At 53.7% G+C, this 23501-nt stretch carries 25 protein-coding genes and 1 tRNA gene; 16 read left to right on the top strand and 10 right to left on the bottom strand.

The window, feature by feature from the left end:
• The first annotated feature begins 520 nt into the window (after nucleotides 1-520).
• The 5 genes from G491_RS0126505 to G491_RS0126485 all read left to right on the top strand — a co-directional run bounded on the left by G491_RS0126505 (nucleotide 521) and on the right by G491_RS0126485 (nucleotide 3272).
• Nucleotides 521-775 (top strand): hypothetical protein, encoded by a 255-nt coding sequence (locus G491_RS0126505; RefSeq protein ID WP_169829529.1) that lies wholly within the window; start codon nucleotides 521-523, stop codon nucleotides 773-775.
• Between the two features lie 219 nt (nucleotides 776-994).
• Nucleotides 995-1741, top strand: a complete 747-nt coding sequence (locus G491_RS0126500) for a hypothetical protein (protein ID WP_028316677.1) — start codon at nucleotides 995-997, stop codon at nucleotides 1739-1741.
• Between the two features lie 17 nt (nucleotides 1742-1758).
• Nucleotides 1759-2169, top strand: coding sequence for a hypothetical protein (locus tag G491_RS0126495; protein WP_028316676.1), 411 nt, complete (start codon nucleotides 1759-1761; stop codon nucleotides 2167-2169).
• On the top strand, nucleotides 2159-2602 hold the full coding sequence (locus G491_RS0126490; protein ID WP_028316675.1) for a DUF5675 family protein: 444 nt from the start codon (nucleotides 2159-2161) through the stop codon (nucleotides 2600-2602). Before G491_RS0126495 ends, G491_RS0126490 begins: the two co-directional genes overlap by 11 nt.
• A gap of 106 nt (nucleotides 2603-2708) precedes the next feature.
• Nucleotides 2709-3272 (top strand): hypothetical protein, encoded by a 564-nt coding sequence (locus G491_RS0126485; RefSeq protein ID WP_028316674.1) that lies wholly within the window; start codon nucleotides 2709-2711, stop codon nucleotides 3270-3272.
• A gap of 17 nt (nucleotides 3273-3289) precedes the next feature.
• Here the strand turns inward: G491_RS0126485 and G491_RS0126480 are convergent, their stop codons facing one another.
• The 3 genes from G491_RS0126480 to G491_RS0126470 form a co-directional block, all read right to left on the bottom strand.
• Entirely contained in the window at nucleotides 3290-4528 is a 1239-nt protein-coding gene (locus tag G491_RS0126480; protein ID WP_028316673.1) for a hypothetical protein, read from the bottom strand.
• A gap of 121 nt (nucleotides 4529-4649) precedes the next feature.
• Complete coding sequence (locus tag G491_RS0126475; protein WP_028316672.1) at nucleotides 4650-4958, bottom strand: hypothetical protein; 309 nt, start codon at nucleotides 4956-4958, stop codon at nucleotides 4650-4652.
• Between the two features lie 41 nt (nucleotides 4959-4999).
• Nucleotides 5000-5557 carry a helix-turn-helix domain-containing protein gene (locus G491_RS0126470; protein WP_028316671.1) on the bottom strand — a complete coding sequence of 186 codons (558 nt, stop codon included), beginning with the start codon at nucleotides 5555-5557 and terminating at the stop codon, nucleotides 5000-5002.
• Nucleotides 5558-5678: 121 nt separating this feature from the next.
• Between G491_RS0126470 and G491_RS0126465 the strand changes: the two genes are divergently transcribed.
• The 11 genes from G491_RS0126465 to G491_RS0126415 all read left to right on the top strand — a co-directional run bounded on the left by G491_RS0126465 (nucleotide 5679) and on the right by G491_RS0126415 (nucleotide 17732).
• Nucleotides 5679-5927: a helix-turn-helix domain-containing protein gene (locus G491_RS0126465; protein WP_028316670.1), complete on the top strand. Its 249-nt coding sequence runs from the start codon at nucleotides 5679-5681 to the stop codon at nucleotides 5925-5927.
• A 56-nt stretch (nucleotides 5928-5983) separates the two neighbouring features.
• Entirely contained in the window at nucleotides 5984-6742 is a 759-nt protein-coding gene (locus G491_RS35140) for a BRO-N domain-containing protein (RefSeq protein ID WP_084511709.1), read from the top strand.
• A gap of 35 nt (nucleotides 6743-6777) precedes the next feature.
• On the top strand, nucleotides 6778-7239 hold the full coding sequence (locus G491_RS0126455) for a phage regulatory CII family protein (RefSeq protein ID WP_028316669.1): 462 nt from the start codon (nucleotides 6778-6780) through the stop codon (nucleotides 7237-7239).
• A 364-nt stretch (nucleotides 7240-7603) separates the two neighbouring features.
• Nucleotides 7604-8464, top strand: a complete 861-nt coding sequence (locus tag G491_RS0126450; protein ID WP_028316668.1) for a hypothetical protein — start codon at nucleotides 7604-7606, stop codon at nucleotides 8462-8464.
• A complete protein-coding gene (locus tag G491_RS0126445) occupies nucleotides 8465-8722 on the top strand; it encodes a hypothetical protein (protein ID WP_028316667.1) in 258 nt (85 codons plus the stop codon).
• Nucleotides 8723-8761: 39 nt separating this feature from the next.
• Nucleotides 8762-9811, top strand: a complete 1050-nt coding sequence (locus G491_RS0126440; protein ID WP_028316666.1) for a hypothetical protein — start codon at nucleotides 8762-8764, stop codon at nucleotides 9809-9811.
• A 169-nt stretch (nucleotides 9812-9980) separates the two neighbouring features.
• Nucleotides 9981-10592, top strand: a complete 612-nt coding sequence (locus G491_RS0126435) for a recombinase family protein (protein ID WP_028316665.1) — start codon at nucleotides 9981-9983, stop codon at nucleotides 10590-10592.
• 3 nt (nucleotides 10593-10595) lie between these two features.
• Nucleotides 10596-13217 (top strand): DNA primase family protein, encoded by a 2622-nt coding sequence (locus tag G491_RS0126430; protein ID WP_028316664.1) that lies wholly within the window; start codon nucleotides 10596-10598, stop codon nucleotides 13215-13217.
• A 1-nt stretch (nucleotide 13218) separates the two neighbouring features.
• On the top strand, nucleotides 13219-14580 hold the full coding sequence (locus G491_RS0126425) for a DNA primase family protein (protein ID WP_028316663.1): 1362 nt from the start codon (nucleotides 13219-13221) through the stop codon (nucleotides 14578-14580).
• A gap of 42 nt (nucleotides 14581-14622) precedes the next feature.
• Nucleotides 14623-16335, top strand: a complete 1713-nt coding sequence (locus G491_RS0126420; RefSeq protein WP_028316662.1) for a ParB/RepB/Spo0J family partition protein — start codon at nucleotides 14623-14625, stop codon at nucleotides 16333-16335.
• A gap of 233 nt (nucleotides 16336-16568) precedes the next feature.
• Nucleotides 16569-17732, top strand: coding sequence for a tyrosine-type recombinase/integrase (locus G491_RS0126415; RefSeq protein ID WP_028316661.1), 1164 nt, complete (start codon nucleotides 16569-16571; stop codon nucleotides 17730-17732).
• 33 nt (nucleotides 17733-17765) lie between these two features.
• Here G491_RS0126415 and G491_RS0126410 read toward each other — a convergent pair.
• From G491_RS0126410 to G491_RS0126380, 7 genes are all read right to left on the bottom strand, one after another.
• Nucleotides 17766-17858, bottom strand: a tRNA-Ser gene (locus G491_RS0126410).
• Nucleotides 17859-18540: 682 nt separating this feature from the next.
• Nucleotides 18541-18795, bottom strand: a complete 255-nt coding sequence (locus G491_RS0126405) for a hypothetical protein (protein WP_028316660.1) — start codon at nucleotides 18793-18795, stop codon at nucleotides 18541-18543.
• Between the two features lie 427 nt (nucleotides 18796-19222).
• Nucleotides 19223-19711: a Crp/Fnr family transcriptional regulator gene (locus G491_RS0126400; protein WP_028316659.1), complete on the bottom strand. Its 489-nt coding sequence runs from the start codon at nucleotides 19709-19711 to the stop codon at nucleotides 19223-19225.
• 142 nt (nucleotides 19712-19853) lie between these two features.
• Nucleotides 19854-21626, bottom strand: a complete 1773-nt coding sequence (locus G491_RS0126395) for a Na(+)/H(+) antiporter subunit D (RefSeq protein ID WP_028316658.1) — start codon at nucleotides 21624-21626, stop codon at nucleotides 19854-19856.
• Nucleotides 21616-21861 carry a hypothetical protein gene (locus G491_RS0126390; protein WP_028316657.1) on the bottom strand — a complete coding sequence of 82 codons (246 nt, stop codon included), beginning with the start codon at nucleotides 21859-21861 and terminating at the stop codon, nucleotides 21616-21618. Before G491_RS0126390 ends, G491_RS0126395 begins: the two co-directional genes overlap by 11 nt.
• Entirely contained in the window at nucleotides 21854-22006 is a 153-nt protein-coding gene (locus G491_RS35740) for a hypothetical protein (RefSeq protein ID WP_157468615.1), read from the bottom strand. The genes G491_RS0126390 and G491_RS35740 overlap by 8 nt, the downstream gene beginning before the upstream one ends.
• 2 nt (nucleotides 22007-22008) lie before the next feature.
• Complete coding sequence (locus G491_RS0126380) at nucleotides 22009-23487, bottom strand: monovalent cation/H+ antiporter subunit D family protein (protein ID WP_035220341.1); 1479 nt, start codon at nucleotides 23485-23487, stop codon at nucleotides 22009-22011.
• Nucleotides 23488-23501: the final 14 nt, after the last annotated feature.

Below are 23501 nucleotides of genomic sequence, written 5' to 3'. Positions count from 1 at the left end.
GAAGTCTTCCCCACGCCCGTGGGGGTGTTTCTTTCAAGGGCAATGTCGTAGTATTCGCGGCACAGTCTTCCCCACGCCCGTGGGGGTGTTTCTCATTTCCCGGACCTTGGCTTTGGCTTTTTTCAGTCTTCCCCACGCCCGTGGGGGTGTTTCTTTTATCGGACATTTGTAAAGAAGCCTCGCTCAGTCGCCCCCCGCGTGGGGGCGTGGATTAATTTGGAATTTTCTTGACTATCGATCTAATTAAATGGTAATTATGTCGCATAAATTATAGGGTTTGTTTTTGATGACCTCTCCTGTTTGGCGGCTAAAACAGGAGGGGTTTTTGCGTTTATAGGGCCGCCCTCCTTACAAAATCACCCCCACCCCGACCCTCGCCCCGTCAAGGGGGATGTAGTTGCGGACAGGCACAGGGGCCTGTCCCTACAAATGCGAAACGCCGGTATGCATTCCCACGCGGGAGCGTGAGGAACGAGAAAAACGTTCGGGGATGACGGAAACAAACAAGGGAGGCAAGGCCATGGGACTGACCACCGAAAGCATTCAATACCCGTACTCCACGGGAGATCTTACAACCAAAATCGAATACGACGGCAACGGCAATCCCCTGTACGTCGGTCTGGCCGCGCCGGGATCGTCGCCCAGCTCCGCGTGCTGGCAAATCAAAAAATTCACCTATGATGGAAGCCAAAACGTCACCGATGTGGAGTTCGCCGAAGGCTCCAACGCCTACGATCGCGTGTGGGACAACCGGGCTTCGTATACCTACGCGTAAAGCGAGGAAAACATTACAGCATTTTGGGGAAACCTTTTCTTTGAGGGAAAAAGAAAAGGTTTCCCCAAACCCCTTCCAAAAGAAACCCGGAATGAGGACAGGCGCAGGGGCAAAGACACTGGGTCCCCGATAGAAACACTCGGGGATGACGGACAAACGAAAATGACACCGGGCCTCTGCCCGGAGAGATCGTGGAAACAATAAAACTGGAGACAGAAAGTGGATATATTTTTCAATCCGTTGGCCGGGATCCTGGAGATACTCCTGCCGGACCAAACCAAAACGGCGCCTGCCCAGGGCTTTTGCGCCTGGCTGCGAGACAAATTCATCAAATCCTCCGCTCCGCCGGCATGGGCTGATGAATTTGAGGGTCCCGATATTGATTCCAAATGGACGCTTTTGCCCATGAGCGCTTCGGGGACTGCTGCGATTTCAGACGGAAAACTGGACTTTTTTGTGGATGGCCCGACGGACGGGGCCAACGCCTATATGGGCCTGTATCAGGCAGAAACGGAAGTCTCGTACCCTCTTACCATCGAGGCCGCTGTGGAATGCCCGGGCTATAATGACCAGGTTTCCGGTTCCGGCTTCGCCCTTTACGCCTTCCACGGCGGCGCCATTGCCGAAGGGCTGCAGAGCGGCGCCCTGTCAAACAGCGCCGGCATCCTTTGGCTGGCTGGCGGCTGGATTCAGGCCCGGAGTTTTGACGGCGACGGAAACTCCAATAAATACGATCCGGTTTCCTACACATATGGAGGCAGTATTTTGCTTCGGATCTCCATTGACGCGGCCGGATCCGTGTCCCTGTCCTACAAGGGCGCCCAGGATGCAGACTTTGCTTCTCTGAATTTGGCGCCGAACACGCCGTCCTTTTCGGGAGCCTCCACCATCGATATATTCCTGCAGGCGGAGTCGAAAGTTAATGATGCAGCCCACCACTGGCTTGTGGATCGAATCGGGAACTAAACGAAAGGTTTTTCAATATGGAGGCTCTTGCTCAAAACAACAACGTGCAGGCTTTGGTCGTTTTGTTCATCCTCTTGCTGGCTTTGGAGGTTCCCAAACAGCTTCTGGTTCAGGCCATGGCATGGGCGTTTAAAAAGCTCTCGAAAAAGGAGCCGAAAGAAAAGCCGGCGCCGGCATCCGGACTGAGCCCCGAACTGGACAAGATCAACGAAACCCTGAAATCCATGGACGTCAAGATTGCAGAGATTCAAAAAAGCCAGTCCGCATGCCGCGAAAGCCTGGCGGATCGTTTTGTCGGAAAAGAGATTGCCAGGACCTTGTTTCAAAAAACCGACGCCGTGGAAAAGGACGTCTCCTTTTTAAAAGGGCAAAGAAACGGGAGCCGGGACGCTTCCATCAGGATGCAGGGAGGGAAAAATGGCGGCTGATGTGAAAATCACCAGGTTCCGGACCGGCGATCAGGGAACCCTGGGCGTTTTGGAAACCGCGGGCTTTGCATGCAAGACCCTGGAACTGCCGTGGCGGGACAATCGGCCCAACATATCCTGCATCCCTCCCGGAGAATACCAGTGTGAGCTGCATTGGTCGAACCGGTTTCAAAAGCATTTTTACTGGATCAAGGACGTTCCGGGCCGGTCCTGGGTGTTGTTCCACTCCGGCAACGTGGCCGGAGACGAATCCCTGGGCTACAAATCCCATTCCGAGGGGTGCATCCTCCTGGGGGATCGGCACGGACAACTGGACGGACAGGACGCGGTGCTTGTGTCCAGGCCAACGGTGCGGCGTTTTGTGAATCACATGGAGAAAAAACCGTTCAGCCTGGAGATTGTGTGGGCAACGGAACTACCAGAAGAAGAATAAAGGGCGAAGAAAGAAATTTTCCGGGGAAACCCTTTTTTGAAAAAAAGTATCTCCCCAGACCCCTTCCCAAAAAACTTTAGAATGGGGGGTAATCAAGGAGGATGACATGAGCATTATTCTGGGACTGCTGGGTAAGATTATAGGTTCTTCAGCCATGGGCGCGGTAACGGGGATCCTGGGCAGCCTGGCGTCCGGCTGGCTGGACCTCAAGAAAAAGCGCCTGGACTACGAGCACGAAGAAAAGATGATGGACCGGGAACGGGAGATTCTGGCCATGGAGATCGAAAGCAGATCCAGGCTGGCCAACATTGAGGCTGCGGCCAGAGTGGAGGTTTCCGAGAACCAGGCCATGGAGGCTTCCTTCGCGGCGGACAAGGCCACCTATTCCAGTGGGATTGCAATCAAGTCCGGATCTTTTGCCGCCTGGCTGCTGATCCTGGCGGATTTCTACCGGGCTACGGTCCGGCCCAACCTGTCCTACGCCGGGGCATTAATGCTGTTCTGGCTGGTCTGGGAGTTTCTGGACATCATCCCCCTGGACGTGCTGCTGGAGCAAAAACCCGAGCTGTTCTGGCAGGTGTTCGAATATACGGTCACCACGGCGGTGTTCACCGTGACGACCGTCATCGTCTGGTGGTTTTCAGGCAGGCCCAGGAAGTTCAAGGGATAGGTGTGGGGCTTTGGGGCTCAATCTATGAATAGGAAGGACTCCAAAACCTCATCCGCATACACTTCCTTTTGCTTGAACTGTTCCCTGGCAGGCATGCAATAGGTGTCTTTAACCATGAAGTCCAGAAGAAATAAGTGGCTTCCATTAGACAAGATATAGCACTTTCCAAAGGTGCAGGGGTGTCTTGGCAAGGATGCCTTATAGGTGAGAATGCGAGCATTTCTTTCGCAGAAGCGGGCTTCCTCGCTGGTCAAGACCGTTAATTCAAGCGCCGGGTCAACTATTAGGCAGAGCAGCTTATCGAAAAGGGATGTTGTGTCGAAGTCAGCCAACCCTTCCGGCTGATGCCAGGCGTTTACATTGAAGTAGACATCCTTGGAAATGAAGGACAGTATGTCAGCCTTTTCAATCTCATCAGTGGTTTTTGAGCCTTGAGGCAAGGTGATTTGGAAGCCTTTTTCTGAGTTGGTATAAACCCTGCCGTAAAAGGAAGACGTCAAGCTGCCTTCCTCCACACTATCAGGCTTGACTTCCTTTAGCGACTCCCGGGCGGAGACGATGCTCTTTTGGTGTGGATGGCTATTGTATTCCAAGACCTCAAAAGATTCATTAGCACGCTTAACGAAGTCGGCGACAAAAGAGAGTTGTTCAGCGGTTAGGAGGTTAGGATTACTCCAGGAAAGGCCATCCGGCGCGTGGCCGCCGTCAAGATTTTCCGCATACAGGATAGTAAAGTAGTATTGTCCGCTAATTAGCCGCCTGTACTCTTTTGAAATACACATTGTCGAATGGCGGTCGGCGTCTTGTGAGAATGCCTTATCCAGCCATGAGCCTTTTTCAATGACATTGTAAAACTTAACGGCATAGTAATAGTCGCGATTCTGGAACTTCGTCTGTCCGTGGTCAATGACAGGACGGTCGTCAAACAGCAATGGGTTTGAGCCGAGATACCATTTGCCTGTCCTGGAGCGGCTTTGTGAAAGGGTGTCGCAAAAAAGGATAATGATTGCATTGGAGTTTTCTCCCAACGCGAGATCCTTCCTGAAAATGTATGCTTCGTCCAACTTGTTGCTTCCTGTAGCAGCCGTGCTGATAATTCTAAAGCCATTGGATATAAGGACGTTTACATTAAACCGCTCGGAATAGAATTCCCTGTTCTGGTATCCTTGTTTGTATTCAATAGAAGCGCAACCGAACAGCCCAAGCATAACTGTGATTAAGATGGCTACGCATACGATCTTTCCAAAGTATGACATTTTCCCCTCCTGGAACAAGTTCTTTATTAGCACAGACATTGTCTAACTACTGAAAAAGTTAACATGTAAAACTCATGAATTTGGAAATAGCACCAAGAAAATTTTAGTTCAAGGCATTTAGTTAAACGGTCCAATCCCGGGAGTTGTTCCAATGGGATTGGAAGAAGACGACTTCGGTGTCGGATAGAGGAAGGATGCGGGCTTGGCGCAAGCCACGGCGGGATCCAAAGGCCACCGCATGGGTGTGGACCAAGGCGCGCTTATACCGGATGACAGCATCAACAGCTCGAAGGCAGGACTCCACCTCGTGAAAATGCGGAAACACTTCCGCAATGTTCAACCCAATCAATTTTTTTGCAGGTGCAATGCCTTGATAGCCAGGAGGGTAAGAAAGATCCAGAATTTTGCCCGAAACATCCAGCCGCCCCACACAGCAGTTGTCCCGGCGCGCAATTGACGCCGACAGCCCGGTTATTCCGCCCCGCTGGCCGCTGCCATATCCTCTTCCGCGGGGCCGGGCTCGTTTTGCTCCAGCTTCTCTAAACGTTTTTTAAGGTCTTCCGTCTCTGCTTTTAGCTGGTCCAATTCTGCTTTGCTGCCGGCTGACGCGGAAAGCTCGGAGAGGTTTGCGCTGATTGCCGAGATAAGGTTGGCGTTGCCGGACTCGAAAATGGTTTTCAAATCCTGACAGGCTTGCTGGAATGAAGGGTGTGCAATTGTTTCCGTAAATGGAACCACTTCGCCGCTGGGTGCATCTTCAGTCGGATAAAGATCCGCCGGCTCTCCCTCTTTTAAGAGAATCTTTCTTCCTTCTGCAATCATCTCCTCGTAGGTGGCGCCCAAAACTTTGACAATACGTTCTTTGCGGTCTTCCGAAATATTTCTCGCTCCGCGAAGGTAATCGTTTAAAGCGTTCCGGCCAATCCTGGTTTCATCCGCAAGTTTTCCTTGGGAACCCCAGCCCTGCTCCTTGAGCTTAGCCCTCAACGCCACACGAAAGTAATTGTGAAATATATCAAGTGGTTTCATTGGAAATCACTCTATCATGGGGTGTTTTTAAAGTCTATACTCAAAATAAATGGTGTTTTTTTCTTGACTTATTAAAATACACCCTTTTAAATGAGTAAAAACACTCAGTCAGAGGGTGAAAATGAAGCGAATAAAATACGGGGTACTAAAAAAATTGGCAAAGCATAGCCAAATGTCCGCCAATTACCTGTCGGATGTTGTTAATGGGCACAAGGGAATAACAAAATCCAGGGCTAAAGAATTGGAAAATCTGTCATTCGAGGCTCTTGGGCTGCAGGTTTCCGCAATCCTGTGGATGTTCGGGCCTCCGGAAGATCTAAAAGCGGCCCTTTCCAAACCTTGCCCATCTTCAAAAGAGAATACGGCCTGAAAACCGGCAAGACAATAAGAAGACACGGGAATGTTTCTAAAGCGAAGGGGAGTTGGATGAATGAACTGGTGAACTTCGATTATCAAGGCGTCCGCGTCCGGGTTGTGATGGACGATGATGGAACCCCCTGGTGGGTGGCTGCGGACGTTTGCAGGATTCTGGAGATTAAGAATACTCCCCAGGCGCTAAGCGGGTTGGATGACGACGAGCGGAGTACTATCAGTATTAATGATAGTACCTCCCGAAATGGCGGCAATCCAAACGTAAACATCATCAATGAGCCGGGTGTGTATTCCCTGATTTTTCGATCCCGCAAGAAGGCGGCCAAGGCGTTCAAGCGGTGGGTGACGCATGAAGTTCTTCCGGAGCTTAGAAGAACAGGCTCCTACGAAATATCCAATCCTGATGAAGATCATAACGCCATCCTTGTTTATCAAGCCGGTTTAAAACCCAGTCAACGCATCAAATTATTGGAAATGGCCCAACGGATGGTCTGCACCAACCCGGAAGCCTTGCCCAGGATCTGGAAAACCTACGGAGATTTGTGCCGTCTGGTGGGGGGAGGGCAGTCCATCCAGGGCGGGGTCAGGGAGTTTTTGGATTCATGTTGCTTTTTGGAATCCGAGGCTTCCGTTCCGCGCAAGGAGCTTTATGAGGCGTATCTGGCTTTTTGCCGTAATTTATCCATTCAACCTTTGGGATTGATAAATTTTTTCAAGGAAATCAGCGCGCTGGACGGAGTGAGCTTTTGGCGCCCTAACGGGCCGGACGGCAGATACCGCGCCGTCAAGGGTTTGGGACTTAAGAGGGAGTAGTCGCAATAGTCAATAACGAGGAAGAGGGGAGAAACATGGAGCAAGTTCCCATGCCTGATTTTGAAGAGTTGATGGAAAAGGTCAACGTGATTGTGGGTATCCCTGGAACCAAGGCCGTGGCGCCCCTGGTGAACAAGAAATACTCCACGCTCCGGAACGAAATTTCCGGACAGGGTGAAGCCAAACTGGGCTTGGAGACCTTTGTCCGGATCGTTCAGGTGACAAGAGATTTTCGCGCCCTGGATTGGATCGAGGATCTGCTTGGGAGGGTGGCGTTTCTGCGCCCCACCGGAGAGCCGGGAGATCCGGTGGACCTTATGAAGTTTACGGCGCAATTGGCCTTTAATTTTTCGGGCGTCATGGATGAAACCGCCAAGGCCCTGGATGACAAGAAGCTGGACGGCAACGAGGCGGAGCAAATCCTCGCCCAACTCGACGACCTGGAAAAAACGGTAGTCCAGGTGCGTTTTTATCTGGAAAGCGTTGAGAACAAATGACGGCGGCTTCGGCCCGCCTGGGTGAGTCAAAAAGCCAGGTTCGACCGCGCCGTCCCGCATACCGGCGTTCCGTCCCAGGCCCTGGGCCGTCATTGTTTTTAAGGACATGTCTCCGGCGGGTCGCTTTTTGGAAAAAGCTCCGCAAAAACTTTTAAAAGGCGAGGGAACCTCGCAACTGCAAGGCAGGGGAATCCTGCCCCTACGGAAATGACGGATAAGGGCGGAAATATGGCAATGGAACCGGGTGCGGCGTGTGCAGTGACGGAAGCCGTGGGACTATTTATCAGCTCTCATTTGCCGGAATCGATCCTGGCGTTTGCAGCCTGGGCGTTCTGGCTGATTCGAAGAGAGGTTAGGAGGAATCGTGAAAAGGGTAATTATCTACCATGATGACGCTGACGGCAAGTGTGCGGCGGCCATAGCCGCAAGGCACAAGTTGTCCAAGGATCTGGATGTTGATTGCATTCCCATGCAATACGGCGACCCGGTTCCGTGGGAGATCTTCGAGGATTTCACGCGGGACGTGGACGAACTCTGGATGCTGGACTTCTCCCTGGACTCGGATCGCATGGAGAAGATGATCCATGAAACCGGCATGTATTTTACGTGGGTGGATCACCACAAGACGGCGCTCGACTCCATGGGCGAACAGTTTGCCCATGTAGCCGGTATTCGCAGCATAGAGAAAGCCGCCTGCCTCCTGACCTGGGAATACTGCAACCCGGAATCGATCGCTCCGCAAGCCGTTGTTCTGGTGGCGGACCGGGACATCTGGGCTTTCGAGCAGGGGGATATGACCCGGTATTTTTATGAGTCCCTGATCGCCCAAGAGCATGATCCTGATGCGAAAATATGGGACAGGCTCCTGCTGCCTGGAATGTCGGCCTGGAACATGATTTCCGGCATGGTCGTAGAAGGGGAAGGCTTCCGGCGGTCCCGCATGGTGATGCTGGAAGGCATGGCAAAGCGCCTTGGCCGGAGCGAGGATCTGGACGGAACAACCTGTCTTTGCGTGAACTATCCCGGTTCGGGCGACCTGGGTCAGATCATCCTGGATATGGGGTACGACGTGGCCCATTGCTACGTGGAGGAAATGCAGGACGGCCGACTGGTGCGCACACACTCCGTCTATTCCGACACGGAGGATGTAAGCGTGATTGCTTCGGTTCGCGGCGGCGGCGGGCATAAGGGCGCGGCCGGTTGGACCCAGATCATGGAGGGATGAATGAAACAAGTTGTCCTGGAGGGCGGACGGACTATTGAGACGCCGTGGATGAACTCGGATGAAGCGATGGCTTATTGCTGCATGAAGAAGAAGAAATTCGAGAGGGTGACGAAGAAGTACGACGTTCCTTACTCGGGATCGCCCAACGCCAGGACATGGAATCAGGCCGATTTGGATGTAATGATGCAAAAAATGCGAAACACACAGGCTCCTCCCGGCAGCCCTGACGGGTCAAGTAGCAATGCGGACCTCATCTGACGCATTTGCGAACAGGGCAAGCCACTATAAAGGGGGAAAATGCAAGCTGAATTGATGGAGAATGCATTGTCGCCGTCCCAGGAGGTTTCCGGCGACGGTTGGAAGGCGCCTGCGGTTCATGCGGCCCTATTTTTAAAGCGCCGTTTTGACCCTTTGATTTATGACGGCATGGAGTTCTGGACATTCTGCCATGGAGTCTGGGCTCACGTGGACCGGTTGGTAATGGCTGATGAGATCGCCTCGGATTTGTCCAAGGCCGGCGGACGGGCGTATACGGACGCCGTTTTTGAAGAGCTTTCCGTGATTGTGGATGCTGCTCCGAATCCTTGGGACCCGAATCCTTCTACACGCCTTGTCAATTGCGGCAATGGCATCGTGGACGCCGCTACAGGCCTTTTGAGGCCTCACTTTTCAGGATCGTACAGCCGGGTTCAAATTGCCGCAAGGTACGATAAGGGCGCCCAATGTCCCCGGTGGATGCAGTTTTTGGTCGAAGCCTTTGACGGCGCCCCGCGTCCCGTAACCTTGCTGCAGCGATATTTCGGCCTGTGCCTGCTCCCCATGGTTCACTCCGGCAAGTTTTTGCTTATTCATGGGCCGCAAGATAGCGGGAAGTCCACGGCGATCCGGGCTTTGGTGCATGTACTGGGCTTGCGGAATGTCGCCGGCGTGTGGCTGAAGGAACTATCGGAAATGGAGAAATTGGCCCTGCTTCCCGGGAAGCTGCTGAACCTGAGCTTTTGCATGGGGCTGGAGTCGGATGGTTTGTCCCGTGTGGCGTTCCGGCGGCTTATCGCCGGGGATTCCATGCTGGCGAAAAGTCCAGGCCGTTTCGCTTTTCAATTCAAGAACACCGCCAAGTTCATCATCGAGGCCGAAAGAGCCCCGGAGCCCCAAGATTTAAAGGGCGGGCTTGGCGGCTCCATGCTTTGCGTTGAGTTTAAAAACAGCCTGCCTCCTTATGCACAGGATCAAGGCCTGGACGTGCAACTCCAGTCTGAGAGGGATGGCATTTTCTGTTGGATGCTGGAAGGCGCCCGGGCGATTTTGGAGAGGTCCGGCAATGGGAGGCCTTTGTTCCATGACTGATGGGAAGTTTTTTGAAAGGGGGTGCCGCCTATAAGCAGGTAGAGGTGAGAAGAAGCAGTGTTTAATCCTACAGTGTGAAATGCAAGTTGCAGCATGGGCCGCTCCAAAACGAGTCCCTCCCAGGATGGCAGGCGGGGCGGCTCATGCATCCTTTAACGGAGGAAATCGTATGCGAACGATAGCCTATCTGAGGGTCTCCACGGACCGCCAGGACGTAGACAATCAACGCCTGGAAATCCTGAACCTGGCTAATGAGAAATCCCTGGGCCAGGTGGAATTCATCGAAGATTCGGTATCAGGCAAAGTGAGCTGGAAAAAACGCAAGCTGGGTGAACTGGTGGAGCGGCTTGAAACCGGCGACGTCCTCCTGACTGCGGAGCTTTCCCGCCTGGGGAGATCCATGCTGGAAATCATGGAGATCCTGGCTTTGTGCGTGGAGCGGGAGATCCGCGTGTATGCGGCAAAAGGGAATTGGTCCCTGGACGGCACCATGCAATCCAAGATTGTGGCCATGGTGTTCGCCATGGCTGCGGAGATCGAGCGGGATCTGATAAGCCAGCGCACCAAGGCGGCTTTGGCGACCCGCAAGGCCCAGGGCAAGAAGTTGGGCCGTCCCCAGGGCGTGGGCCGCTCCAAGCTGGATGCGCATGAGGCGTGGATCCGTGAGTTGGCGGGATTGGGCGTCACCAAGAAAAGTATTGCAGAGCAGTTGGGCACCAGCGTGAGAAACCTTTCGAATTGGATGAAAAAGCACGGGATTCAGAGAAGAAAGGGCGATTGATAGATGTCAATGGAGGGGGTTTACAACCTGTTTTTCGAGCCCGGAGAGGTTGTGGAGATCCGCGCCCTGGGCGCCAACGGAAAGAATCCGGTCTGGGATGGCTTCGCCAGGGGGGATGGAACCGTTTTTGGTTACTTCGATAATGCCAAGGATTTTGGCATTGCGGCTGAAAAGCTCGGAAAGGCCAAGACCAGCGGCGTATATTTTACAATAAACCCCTGTGACCCCGCCCTTCTCGCCCGTGCCAGCAACCGTTTGATCGTCGCTAATAAGAAGGGCCTTACAACCGGAAACAATCATATCAAGGCAATTCGGTGGCTTCCCATCGATCTGGACCCAAAGCGACCGGCGGGCATTTCGAGTTCAAAACAAGAGTTGGGGCTGGCAAAAGAAGCTGCGGTCAACGTGGTGAACCTTCTTGAAAAGGAGTTGGGCTTTCCTCCCGGCGTCCGGGCGCTTTCCGGCAACGGTTATCATGTGTGTTACCGTCTTCCGGACCTGGAAAACACTCTGGAAATTTCGGAATCCAAGGGCTTGATACACCTATGTCTGGCCGCCCTGCAGGCGAAAATCCAAGTGGATGGAGTGGATATAGACCAGAAGGTGTTTAACGCTTCCCGGATCTGGAAGCTCTACGGAACCATGGCGCGGAAAGGGGATCATACCGATGATCGCCCTCACCGAAGATCCAGGCTGTTAAATAATGCTCCCGCCGCGTTGGCGGACGTACCCGTGGTCCCCCTGGAGTTATTGGAGAAGTTGGCCGCCATGGCTCCGAAAGATGATAAGGGCGGCGCGCCCTCCACGTCCTCCTCCAATAAGGCCCAGCCGCCTGCCGTGCAGCCCCGGAAAAACGATCCCACGGGCGGTGACTTGGGGCCTCTGGATGTTGAAAAGTATCTGACCCACTATGGGCGTGAGATAAAAAGGATCAAGCCGGACGGGGACAAAACATGGTTTTTGCTCCAGGAGTGCGTTTTTGATCCCTCCCATTCCGACGGCGAAGCGGCCATCGTATCCAGCCCCAATAAACCATTTCTTACTTATCATTGCTTTCACGACTCATGCAACGGCAGAACCTGGAAAGACGCCAGGGGCGTGATTTCCGGCTCGGATAAGCTGGCGCAATTTTGCGAGAACTACGATCCCAACTGGAAGCCGGCGCAGCAATCCGGACGTAATGGCGGCAACGGGTCGGGGAATGGCCAGGGCAATGGGAATGGGGATTCGTGGGCGGCCAACCTTATTATCACCCCGACGATTGAGGTGGGGTCTGACAATAAGGATTTAACTCCTCCGGGCAAAGTGGATCCCTTTGATTTTTTCGCCATGGACGGACGGAAACGCGGCACGTTCAAGGAGGCTTGGCTCGCAAACTATCTGGCGACCTGGCTCTCTCCCGTTGTGTCCACGGCCGGGCAGATCTGGCGCTACGAAGGCGGGGTGTGGAAGCTGTTCAGCGACGCGACGCTGAAGCAGCTCATCGTCCAATGCATGAAAAACGAGACGAGATCCTCGATGCTGTCCAGTGTGACCGACGTGTTTAAATCGGCCGTTAACCTGGAAGAAGAGAATTGGCCCAGGGAAGAGGCTCTGGTGAACGTCAATAATGGGATGCTGGATCTGTCAACGCTGGAATTGAAGCCGCATGATCCCAAATACGGCAGCCGCGTGCAGTTGGACGTGGAATTTGACATGGCAAATCAGTACGTCGAGAGGAGCTACCCCAGGTGGAACCAATTTCTTAAAGAAATATTCCCCGGCCAACCCGAGAAGGAAACCATTTTAAGGCAGTTTTTCGGCTACTGCCTTATGCCTACCTGTAAATATGAACGGGCGCTTTTCCTGTACGGCAACGGCGCCAACGGCAAGTCCAAGGTTCTGGAAGTCCTGGAGAACATGATCGGACGGCAAAACTGCTGTTCCGTCTCTCTCTCCGACCTGCAGATCGGATTCAATATCCCGTATCTCAAGGACAAGCTGGTCAACATCGTCTACGAGGAAGGCGGGGACCGCCAGCCTAAAGGGACTTCGGAAATAAAAAAGGCGATCTCCGGAGACACCATGGAGGGCGCTTTCAAGTATGGGCAGCGCATATCGTTCAAGCCCATTGCGAAATTTCTGTTCGCCATGAACCAGGCGCCGGCCATCTCGGACCGGACGGACGGATTCTCCCGAAAAGTCATCGTGCTGCATTTTCCCCGGAAATTCAAAAAGGAAGAACGGGATCCGGACCTTCTGCCCAAGCTCCTGGCGGAGAAAAACGGGATTTTTATCTGGATGGTGGCCGGGGCGATGGAATTGATGAACCGGAACGGCTTCGATGTGGATGGCCAAGTGGAGAAGGATACCAGGAAGTTCATGAGCGACATAGACCCGACCAAAAACTTTTTTGATGAGACGGTTAGGGTCGAGATGGGCAGCCATGTTCCGAAGCAACAGCTTTTTGAAATGTACAAGGATTGGGCGAAGAATGACGGGATCAGAACCCTGGGCAAGATCCGTTTTTATCATTGCGTGGAAAACGAATTCCCGGAGGTTGAAGACTCCCGTCCCATATACAACGGCCAGCGTGAACGGTGCTTTTTAAACCTGGCTTTTAAACCTGTAGAAATTGGAGGGTAAAGTGAACAAAAGGTTAGATTTCGAACTGTTGGTGAGGGTGGATAACGGCGTGGTGGATTTGAGAGACGCGGGGCTATATTCTGATGTGGTGGAGGATGTTAGCGATCTTCCTGTGCTGGATGTTGCTTACAAGCCGGATGCGGCCTGCCCCAGGTGGAAACAATTTTTGGAAGAGATTTTTCCTGACAATCCTGTAAAGGCAGATTTCCTTCAGGGGTTCATGGGCTACTGCCTCATGAGGATGTGTAATTACCAGACAGCACTGATTTTGTTCGGCGACGGCGCCAACGGCAAGAGTACAGTTTTGAAAGTTCTGTCAGGGATTTTTGGCCGTGAGAACTGTTGTTCTGTGTCTCTTCCTGACCTGCAGGTAGGGTTTAACATTCCGTTCCTAAAAGACAAGATGGTAAATCTGGTTAGCGGAGATCCGATTCGCTGGAATCTGAATGCTACTCCCGTGTTTAAATCGGCCGTGTCCGGTCAGGTGATGGAGGGCGCTGTCAAGTATGGCTCCCGGGTGTCCTTCAGGCCTTTTGCAAAGCACATTTTTGCGATGAATACGCCGCCCGCCATTGCGGATTCATCATACGCCTTTCAGCGCAGATTCGTTGTCCTCAATTTTCCCCGCAGATTCAGGAGAGAGGAGCGAGACATCAACCTGTTTGAACAACTCATGAGGGAAAAAGAGGGAATCTTCGCCTGGATTGTGGCCGGGGCGTATAGCTTGCTGTTGGCTGGAGGATTTGGGGATGTAATCGACGAGCAGATTAAGGGTGAAACCAAGGACTTTTTTGATGCCGCCGGGGTTGGCTCCGGGAAGCGCGTCTTGGGGCCCCTAATGGTTGAGGAGTATCTTCGCCACTACGGCCGGGAACTCACGGGGATCAAATCGGACGGCAATAAAACGTCGTATCTGCTCAAGGAGTGCGTGTTTGATTCTTCCCATCGCGACGGCGAAGCAGCCATCGTATCCAGCCCTAACAAGCCGTTTCTTACCTACCACTGCTTTCACGACGCATGCGACGGCAGAACCTGGAAAGACGCCAGGGAGGTTATTTCCGGCTCGGAAAAATTGGCGCGATTCTGCGAGGGGTACGATCCCAACTGGAAGCCGGAGCGGCAATCCAGAAAAAAGGCGCCTGAAAGTGCGGTGTTGGGCGGCTATCTGGTCAGGGATGAGGATGGAGCCATCCACTGCTATGAAGGGTATCCCCCGCATAAGGACATGGAGGAGGGGTGTTGGTTAAAGTCCCAATTCTCGTCGGAGCTGCCCGTTCCCGATCCCGAGTCGTTTTCGTTTGTGCAGTGGGGAGATCCGGATCCTACGCCTACGACCATAACCATCGAGGCGGACCCTAAATAACCCAGTGACCGGGTTAGTGACCTATATATAATGGAGGGAAACATGGAAAAGTCGGAATTCCGGGAGATATCTCTCTCCCTAATCACCCCAAGCCCCCACAACCCCCGTAAATCGTTTGACCCAAAGGGTATGGACGAACTGGTGGAATCCATACGCGCCATTGGCATCCTGGAGCCTATCGTAGTGCGTCCCGTTGACCCGCTGGCGCAGGAAAAGCCCAAAGGGAAAAAGGCCCTCACGGCGAAGTCCGAAGCTGCATCCTTTGAAATTGTCGCTGGCGAGCGTCGCTATCGGGCGTTAAGCTCCATTGCCAAGAAAAATGGAGGCCTTGTCAAGACCACGATTCCTTGCATGGTTCGCGTTATGAGCGATGATCAGGCTTTTGACGCCATGGTGATCGAGAACCTGGCCCGCCAGGATCTGGACGAACTGGAGGAAGCCAGGGGCTTTAAAGCCTATCTGGACCGCAAGGGGCCGGAGGCCCTGGAGGATCTGTCCGGCCGGACCGGGATAAGCCCGGGATACATCCGCCGCCGGGTTCGCGTCCTGGATCTGCCTGATGAGGTCCTGGATGCCTGGGATGGGGACAGTGTCAGATTTGGGCATTTGGAGCAGTTACTTCGGATTCCGGACAAGGATGATCTTTTGGAGCAATTGGAGGTCTTGGTCGATGAACGTATGTCCGTTAAGGAGCTTAAATCAGCAATTGACGACCAGGCGATCCCGCTCAAGTCCGCATTGTTTAGCGCCAAAGATGCCGGGTGCAACACATGCGCTTTCAACTCAAGCACGCAAATGAGTCTTTTTGACGTTGAGTCGAAAAAGGCGCTTTGTATGAAGACGGCGTGCTTCAAAGAGCATCAACGGACCTGGTTGACGGACAATTGGCCCCAATTCCGCAAGACCATGAAGCTCATTACAAATGCATTTGTGTTTGATGATAATGTTAGTTGGCAAGACTATGAAAGATTCTGGGGCGACGCGGTTCCTGATGACTGCATGAGGTGCGAGTCATTTGGAACGATATTGCGGACCCGGGGAGAAATCTACGAGGGGCGTGTCTGCCTGGGGGATAAAGGGTGCTTCAGGAAATTGACAGCCCCTAGTTCCACGTCTTCAGGCCCGGCGCCCAGGGATCGAAACCACGGCCCGGAGTTCCGTGAAAAGTTTTTCCAACAACAGATTCCGCTGCGGCTCAAAGATGTGGATCCGAGTGCAGACAAGTCCTTCCATCTGGCGCTGTTCGCTCTGCTTTCCTCCAATAAGGACGCCAAGACTTGGTACGGAGAGACGTATAAAGTCGGTAAGGTCAAGCATCCGGGAGAATCCTGGGCCTACCTGGAAATTGACGACCGGGTGTTGTTCCGGACAATCACCGATATCTCCCTGGATGAGACCATGCTCCGGATCAAGGAAGTTTCCGCACAAATCGCCCTGCAGGAAAGAACCTATGGCGTCCGTCCCCACGTGGCCGCCTACCTGGGCGTTGATATAGGGACCGAGTGGGAAATCACAGAGGAATATCTCAAAAGAAAAACCAAGGCTGAGATAATCGAGCTTGGGAATCTTTTTGAAATATTCTCAAGCGGCGAAGCCAAGGCCTTTTTGTTCGAGACCCTGGGCAAGAAGCGCGGCAAGTTCGAAACCTGCAAAAAGTCAGAATTGGTGCAGGTTTTTCTGGAATCCGGCATTGACCTGGCCGGCAAAATCCCGTCGGAAATCCTCCAGCGCGAGGATGTTCCGGAGGGAATGTAGGGTTTGTTTCTACAGACTATCATCCGGCTCTTATGGGGATAATGAAGTGCCTGAAATTGTGGATATAAAGGGGCTTGCTGCATATTTTGCAGTGCCATATAACACTGCCCGTCGAAGGTCGTTTTGGCAGGAGTTGCCTCACTTTTTTATACCTCCATCACGTCATGGTAAAACTAAGGCCGTGAGGTTTGATGTTGAGAAGGTAATAAAGTTCTGCGAAAGGAGGGCGCAAAGTGGGACAATCAAAAACAGCGACGGGCTGGGGCTACACGTTCCGGTATCAGGGGCAAAGGTATCGAAAGCAGGGGTTCAGGACCAAAAAAGAAGCCAGGGATGCGGAAAACAGGCTAAGGGAGCATCTGAAAGCGCCTCCGAAGACAGGTTTGGCATTCTCCGTGGTCTGCAATAAGTACCTGATGACACTGGATGGGCGTATGACGAAGAACACAACGCGACAGAAATCCTTTGTTTTTAGTCAATTTGTGACTTTCATGGGGTATGATCCGGACGTGGATAGCATCAGGCCGGAAATGATCCAGGAATTTTTAAGCCACGAGAGGTCTCGAATTGCTGCTGAGAATGAGGCCCGAATCGAGAATGTGACCAGGCACAACAAGAAAGCAGAAACGAATAAGAGATTAAAAAGAAAACAGGTTGGCCGCTTGGTTGACCGGAATAAGGCGGCCAACCGCTATTTACGGGATCTTTCGGCGTTGGCCAATTGGGCGCAAAGGAATTGGCTCATGGCTCGTAACCCCTGTCTGCCCGTCGCCAAGTATCAGGAAGATTCATTTAAAAGGTATGTCCCGCCGATCGAGGATTACCATCGTGTACTGCTGATGGCCGGCGAGGATAGGGATCTGATTGAAACGGTGCACTATACAGGGGCCAGGGTCTCGGAGATCCTAAGCCTAATGTGGGATGATGTTGATTTTGAAGCCCGACGGATCACGTTGTATACCAGGAAACGCAAGGGCGGGGCTTTGGAACCCCGGCTTGTGGCAATAGGCCCGAAGTTGTTGATGATCATCCGTCGGCTTTGGTCGGCAAGGGATAAGCGAAGCCCTTATGTATTTACGAACCCCAGGACAGGCTACCGATACGTGTACAATAGCCGGATCAAGAAGCTGATTAAGGGGCTCTGCGCCAAGGCTGGAGTAAAAGAGTTCAATTGGCACTCACTTCGACACCTAGCGGCCCACAAGGCTAAGGAGAAGGGAGTTAAGACCAGGGACGTGGGCAAGTTTTTAGGCCATAAAAGGGAGTCCACGACTGATATCTATTTAGGGTCTCTGGTCCCCGGATTGGATGAGGTTTCAGGGGCCATTGAAGATGCGGACGAAAATAAAGCGGCCAACCATGCGGCCAACGAGGACTCCGAAAACGGGGAAAGTTAGGTTTTGATGGGATTAGCTAAGTGCTTGAAAATATGGCGGAGAGAGAGGGATTCGAACCCTCGGTGCAGGTTTCCCCGCACACTCGCTTAGCAGGCGAGCGCCTTCAGCCAGCTCGGCCATCTCTCCGCAAGATATGTTACGGGGGCGAAAAGCCCCGTGCAAAGCGGTTCTTTGGATGTCAATTCCCGGGGATGGGCGTCCGCCTTGCAAAGATGCTCCCCCTTATGCATCATCCCGCCGGTTTTTGCAAGGGGTTTCTTAATCTTTTCTAGCATGTTGCGGGAAACGGTGGAAATGACGGGCGAATCTTCCAACGCGGTTTCTAAAAGATGACCATGGCCGGGATCAAAGGCCCCATGGTTTCGGCCGGAAAACTGCACAATTTCGGGCTGGGGAATCCCGTAACTACAGGCGAGGAGACCTTGCAACTACAGGCGAGGAGACCTCGCAACCACGAGCGCGGGGACCTCGCGACTACAATGGCCGGGAAACCCGGCGGCTACCGAAAAACGGTTTCGAAAAAGACTTTTCGCCCGCCATGCATTCCTGATTTCCATCATCTATGCGGGGCGCACCTTCTGTTGCTAACGCAACCCAGGCAGCAAACCACGCTGCCTGGGCCACCCCAAAAAAAATGCCGGGCGAGCCCTGTTTTTGAGCGCGGGGACCGCGCGGCTACGGGCGGGGGGCCCACAACTACAGCGCGGGGAAACCCCGCAACTACGAAAAAACGGCAAAGGGGGTTGGGAAATTCCAACACGCCCGTCGCCGTTGAATTTCCTATTGAATCAGGCCGGTTAGGGGCGGCCTATTCCTCTTTCTGTTCTTCTTCCGGAGCTTCGGATTTTTCCGCTTCCTCAGCTTCCTCAGCTTCCTCTGCTTCCGGTTCTTCTTTGATTTCCGGCTCTTCAGAGGAAAGCAAGACCGGCTGCGGCCCCCGGTTCTCCGCCCTGGTCGCCCAACTTTCCGGCGTGTGCAGGGAGTCCAGGGAAACGGCCCGGGACTTTATCCGGTCCGTCCTGAGGGTTCCCAGGCTCGTCCAAATTACTTCCGATTTCCTCAATGGCCGGCCGAGCGACCGTGCCAGGATCGCCAATCTGGGCTAAATCCCCCCTGAACGCTTCCATTTTTCCTTTTCTGCTTTTTGCTCATCTATTGGCAAAATTGCGCCCAAATTGTGCCGCCAAGCTCAAAAAAGTTCTAAAAATGTCTAACAAAGCCAAAAGGACCCATTCAAATGGGCAATTATTTCAAATAGTTAAGAAATTAAATATTCTTGTTCCAGATTTTTCGAACTCAAAAACCCCTCGATGCTGCGCAGTGTACGAGTTCGATTCTCGTCCCGCCCCCTCCTCTTCTCATGGTCCCGTGCGAATGCGACATGGGCGTTCGATGGGACCTTTTTTGTTACAATGAGTTTTGCGGAAGTCGCTAATCAATAAAGGCTTGGCATCCCGTTTATCGGTTTAACGTCATCGGTTGCCGCAAAATCAATTAGCTCCTTCCAGGCCGCAGACCATTTCGATATGTTCCAGCAGGGTTTTAAAAAGTTGGGTGGTGCGCTTTTCCAGGCGTTCGTTCAGGGTTTGCGCTAAAAACTCCATAACCTTGTGTCCCATGACGGGATCCTCGTTCAACAGATCCAAAAGCGCCTTACCCGGCATCCTCCAAAGCAGACTTTCCTCCACGCACGTGGCCGTGGCGCTGTATATGCAACGCCCCAAGATGGCGCTCCAGCCAAAGGCGTCGCCCGGATCTACGGCCGAAACGGCAACGCACACGGAGTTGGAAGCGGACTTGTTCAACAGGGCCTTGCCCTTCACAAGCACATAAACGGCGTCCGCAGGGTCGCCCTCGCAAAATATTTCCTGCTCGGCGGCGTAGCTTTCCTCCGTAATCAAGGGAAGAATTCGATTCAACATGTCGTCGGACAAAATAGACATCATGCGGATATTTTTCATTTGGGCCAGTGACGGCATAGTACGCCTCCGGGTTTTTCGATTCATTACAGATTTCAGGGGGACGCGATGTTTATCTCTCGTTCTGGAAATAAAATTACATGACTGCCTGAGAGATAAGTTCATGCACCCGAAATCCCCCGTCCGTTCACCGCATAGGGGATTAATTCCAAACATATAGAAGCACGAACATCACGGCGACGGCCGCGGCCGCCCATCCCACGGGCAGGGACTCCTTTTCAAAGGATTTCCGCAAAAAATCCATCCTGAATTTCAGGTATTGGCCCCTGCATCCCAACAGCCAAAACAGCCCGGCCAATGGCGCGCCGGCAATACGCACCGGGGCGTTTGATGAAAATCGCGCCGCGGCTCCGGGAATAACTCCGAAGAAAAGCCCGGCCGCGGCTTTATTGACTCCGTTCAAAACGGTTCCCAAAGCCTTGTCCGCAACGCGGAAGCCTTTGCGGTAGAACCAGTCCGTATCCAGGTTAATCGCCCTGATTTCCGGGGGGTACACGCCGGACAGCATGAGCAGGGCGAAGGCCAGGGCGCCGAATAACAGGAGTTGCAATTGCCCGACCACGTGGGCCGCCGTGTACGGGACATAGTCCACGGGAAAAGGCAGAATGGCGTACAAGGGCTTGGGATACACGCCCACCGCAATGCACAAAAAGGCGGCCGTTCCCATGGCCAGAAGCATATTCAATGGAGGCTCCTTGGCCTTAATCCCCTGGTCGTGGGAAAAAAACATAAAAAATGGCACCTTGATGCCTGCATGATGAAACACGCCCGCCGAGGCGAATTGAAGCATGAGCCAAATCACGGATAGATGTCCGTATCCGGCGGCGGAGACGATCATGGACTTGCTGACAAACCCGGAAAACAACGGAAAGGCGGATATGGACGCCGCTCCCACAATGCAAAAGAGGCAGGTGAGCGGCATGGATTTGTATAGCCCTCCCAGGTCCGTGCATCGGATGCGTCCGGTGACGTGGAGCACGCTTCCGGCGGCCATGAACAACAGCGCCTTGTATAAAATATGGCAAAAGGCGTGGGCCACGGTTCCGTTGATGGCCAGTTCCGTGCCGATCCCCACGCCGCACATCATGAACCCGACCTGGTTGATCAGGCTGTATGACAAAACGCTTCGGATGTCGTTTTCCAGGACCGCGTAGAAGATGGGGACGAACGTCATGATCGCGCCCAGCCAGATGAGCAATTCGGTTCCTGCAAAGGTGCGGGCCATCAAATAGACGGCGCTTTTGGTGGTGAATGCGGAAAGGAAGACCGCTCCCGTTGCCGTGCTTTGGGGATAGGCGTCCTTTAACCACGGATGCAGGGGCGGTATGGCCGCATTCACGGCGATTCCCAGGAAGATCAGCCAGGAAGCCGATCCGTTAAGGCCGATATGCCCGACGGCCAGGCTTCCGGTTTCGTAATACCAGAGGACGATTCCCGCCAGTAAAACCAATCCCCCGGCCAGGTGCACCAGAATATAGCGAAACGCGGCCGCCCGGGCTTCCGGGGTTCGCCGCGCCAGCACCAGAAAGGTGGAGGCCACGGCCATGAATTCCCAGTACACGTAAAGGGAAAGAAAATCCCCGGCGAAGGTCACGCCCAGGGCGCTTCCCGCATACACCAGGGCTGCGGCATGCTGGAGTGAGTCTTCGACTTTTAGCGCAAAAACGAAACCGATAACCGTGATCAGGGAGAAAATGATTCCAAAAACCCGGGACAAACGGTCCATGTGAAACAGGACCAGCTTCTGCCCCAGAAAGTCGACGGTCCACCGGGCGCCCTCCGGGGCGGTGGCGGCGATGGCCAGCGCCGTCAAAGGCAGGATCAACACCCATGCCTTCCGGACTCCCCCTCTGAGAAAGGGAACCAGGAGCGCTCCGCAGACGATCAGGAGTCCTGGCGGGATGTCAGGAATCATAATAATCCTCTTTTCGCATTACGATGCGCCTTAGCCCTCGGGCCACTACCACCAAAAGAACGCAGGAGATGAACCCGTAGGCGGCTGAAAAATTCGGCGCATACTCCCAGGGGAAATGGGGATGCTTGGGCACAAACAGATCCGCAATTAAAAGGACGATGAGGATTGCAAAAAAGCCTCGTAAAAACTTTTTGAAATTGCCGGGTTTATCGAACCAACCGGTTTTATCAGCCATGATGAAACACCCCCATAAAGCAGACCGCAAGCCATAAAACGCCTGCTATCACGACTGCGATGAGCGCTGTGCGATAGCCCGGTTGAGGCTCGTGGTCCAGAATCATGATTTCCTCCCGGTCCGGCCCGGGCTTTTTGTCGGCCATGCTTAACCTCCTATAACCTGAGCCGCGGCGAGCCGCGCCAAGTCAAGAAAGGGCCAGGGATTGAAAAACAGCCACACCGAAGCCATGGCGGTGAACGCCAGGGGGGCCACGCACCATGGCGGGGCTTCCTGAAAGCCCGCGTCCTTGGCGTCATCCGGCGGCTTGGCGAAAAACGCGTTGTAGGCGATTGGCAGAAAATACGCCGCATTTAAAAAAGAGCTGAAAAGCAGCACGCCTAAAAAGGCCAGTTCATGGGATTCCAGGGCGCCCAGCGCCAGGAACCACTTGGAAATGAATCCGCCGCCGGGCGGCAGCCCGATCACGGACAGGCTGCCGATAAAAAAGGCGCCCATGGTTATGGGCATGCGCCGGCCGAGCCCTTTCATTTCGGAGATGTTTTTTATTCCCGCAGCGACAAAAATCGCCCCTGCGCAAAAAAACAGGGTGATCTTCCCAAAGGCGTGCATGGCGATGTGCACCAGTCCGCCGGTTATGCCTTTAGGCGTTAAAAGGGCCACGCCCAAAAGGATGTACGATAACTGCCCAATGGTGGAAAAGGCCAGCCGCCTTTTGAGCCCGTCCTGGGATAAGGCGATAAAGGAAGCGACCAAAATGGTGATGGAAGCCAGCACGGCCAGCAAGGTTCCCAGCCCGTATTGCGCTAAAAGATCGACGCCGAAAACCCCGGTGAGAACCCGGGCTACAGAAAAAGCCCCCACCTTGACCACCGCCACTGCGTGCAGCAGCGCGGACACCGGAGTCGGCGCCACCATGGCGGCCGGCAGCCAGGAATGCATGGGCATGAGCGCGGCCTTGGCCAAACCGAACACGAACAAAAGAAGAAGCACGGTTGCCAAGCCCTGGGTCACATGTCCGGCCAAAAATCCCTGAGGCGCAAAGTCCAGGGTTCCGGCCTTCATGTGGCAGATGATCATGGCCGGCAAAACCAAAACCACGGATCCGCCTACAATAAAAAACAGGTATTTGCGGCCGGAGATTTTGGCCTCTTCATCCTGATGGTGGGTGACCAGAGGATAGGTGGCGAACGAAAGAATTTCGTAGAACATGTACAGGGTGACAAGGTTGGCGGCGAAGGCCGCCCCGATGGTTGCGGAGAGAGCAATCGCAAAAAAGCAGTAGTATCGGGTTTGGGAGTGCTCGTCCAGGCCGCGCATGTAGCCGATGGAATAGGCCGAGGTTACGATCCACAGGGTGGAAGCCACCAGGGCGAACAACATGCCCATGGCGTCCACGCGAAAAGCCAGGCGAATTCCGGGGATCACTTCCGTCAGAGCGAAACAAAAAACGTTTCCGCCAAGCACGGCGGGCAGCATGGAAAGGACGATTCCCAGCTTTACGGCGCCCGCCGCAAAGGTCCATCCCTCCCGCACATTGGGAGAGCGGGCGGAGAGCAGGATGGGCGTCACAGCCAGGGACGCGATTACCGCCAGAAGGGGCCGAATGGAGACGATTTCGTGCACTCTCAGGCTCCGGG

Source organism: Desulfatibacillum aliphaticivorans DSM 15576 (assembly GCF_000429905.1).
Classification (GTDB): domain Bacteria; phylum Desulfobacterota; class Desulfobacteria; order Desulfobacterales; family Desulfatibacillaceae; genus Desulfatibacillum; species Desulfatibacillum aliphaticivorans.
Note: the sequence above shows the minus strand (reverse complement) of the source record. Positions and strands in the feature narration are given on the sequence as shown.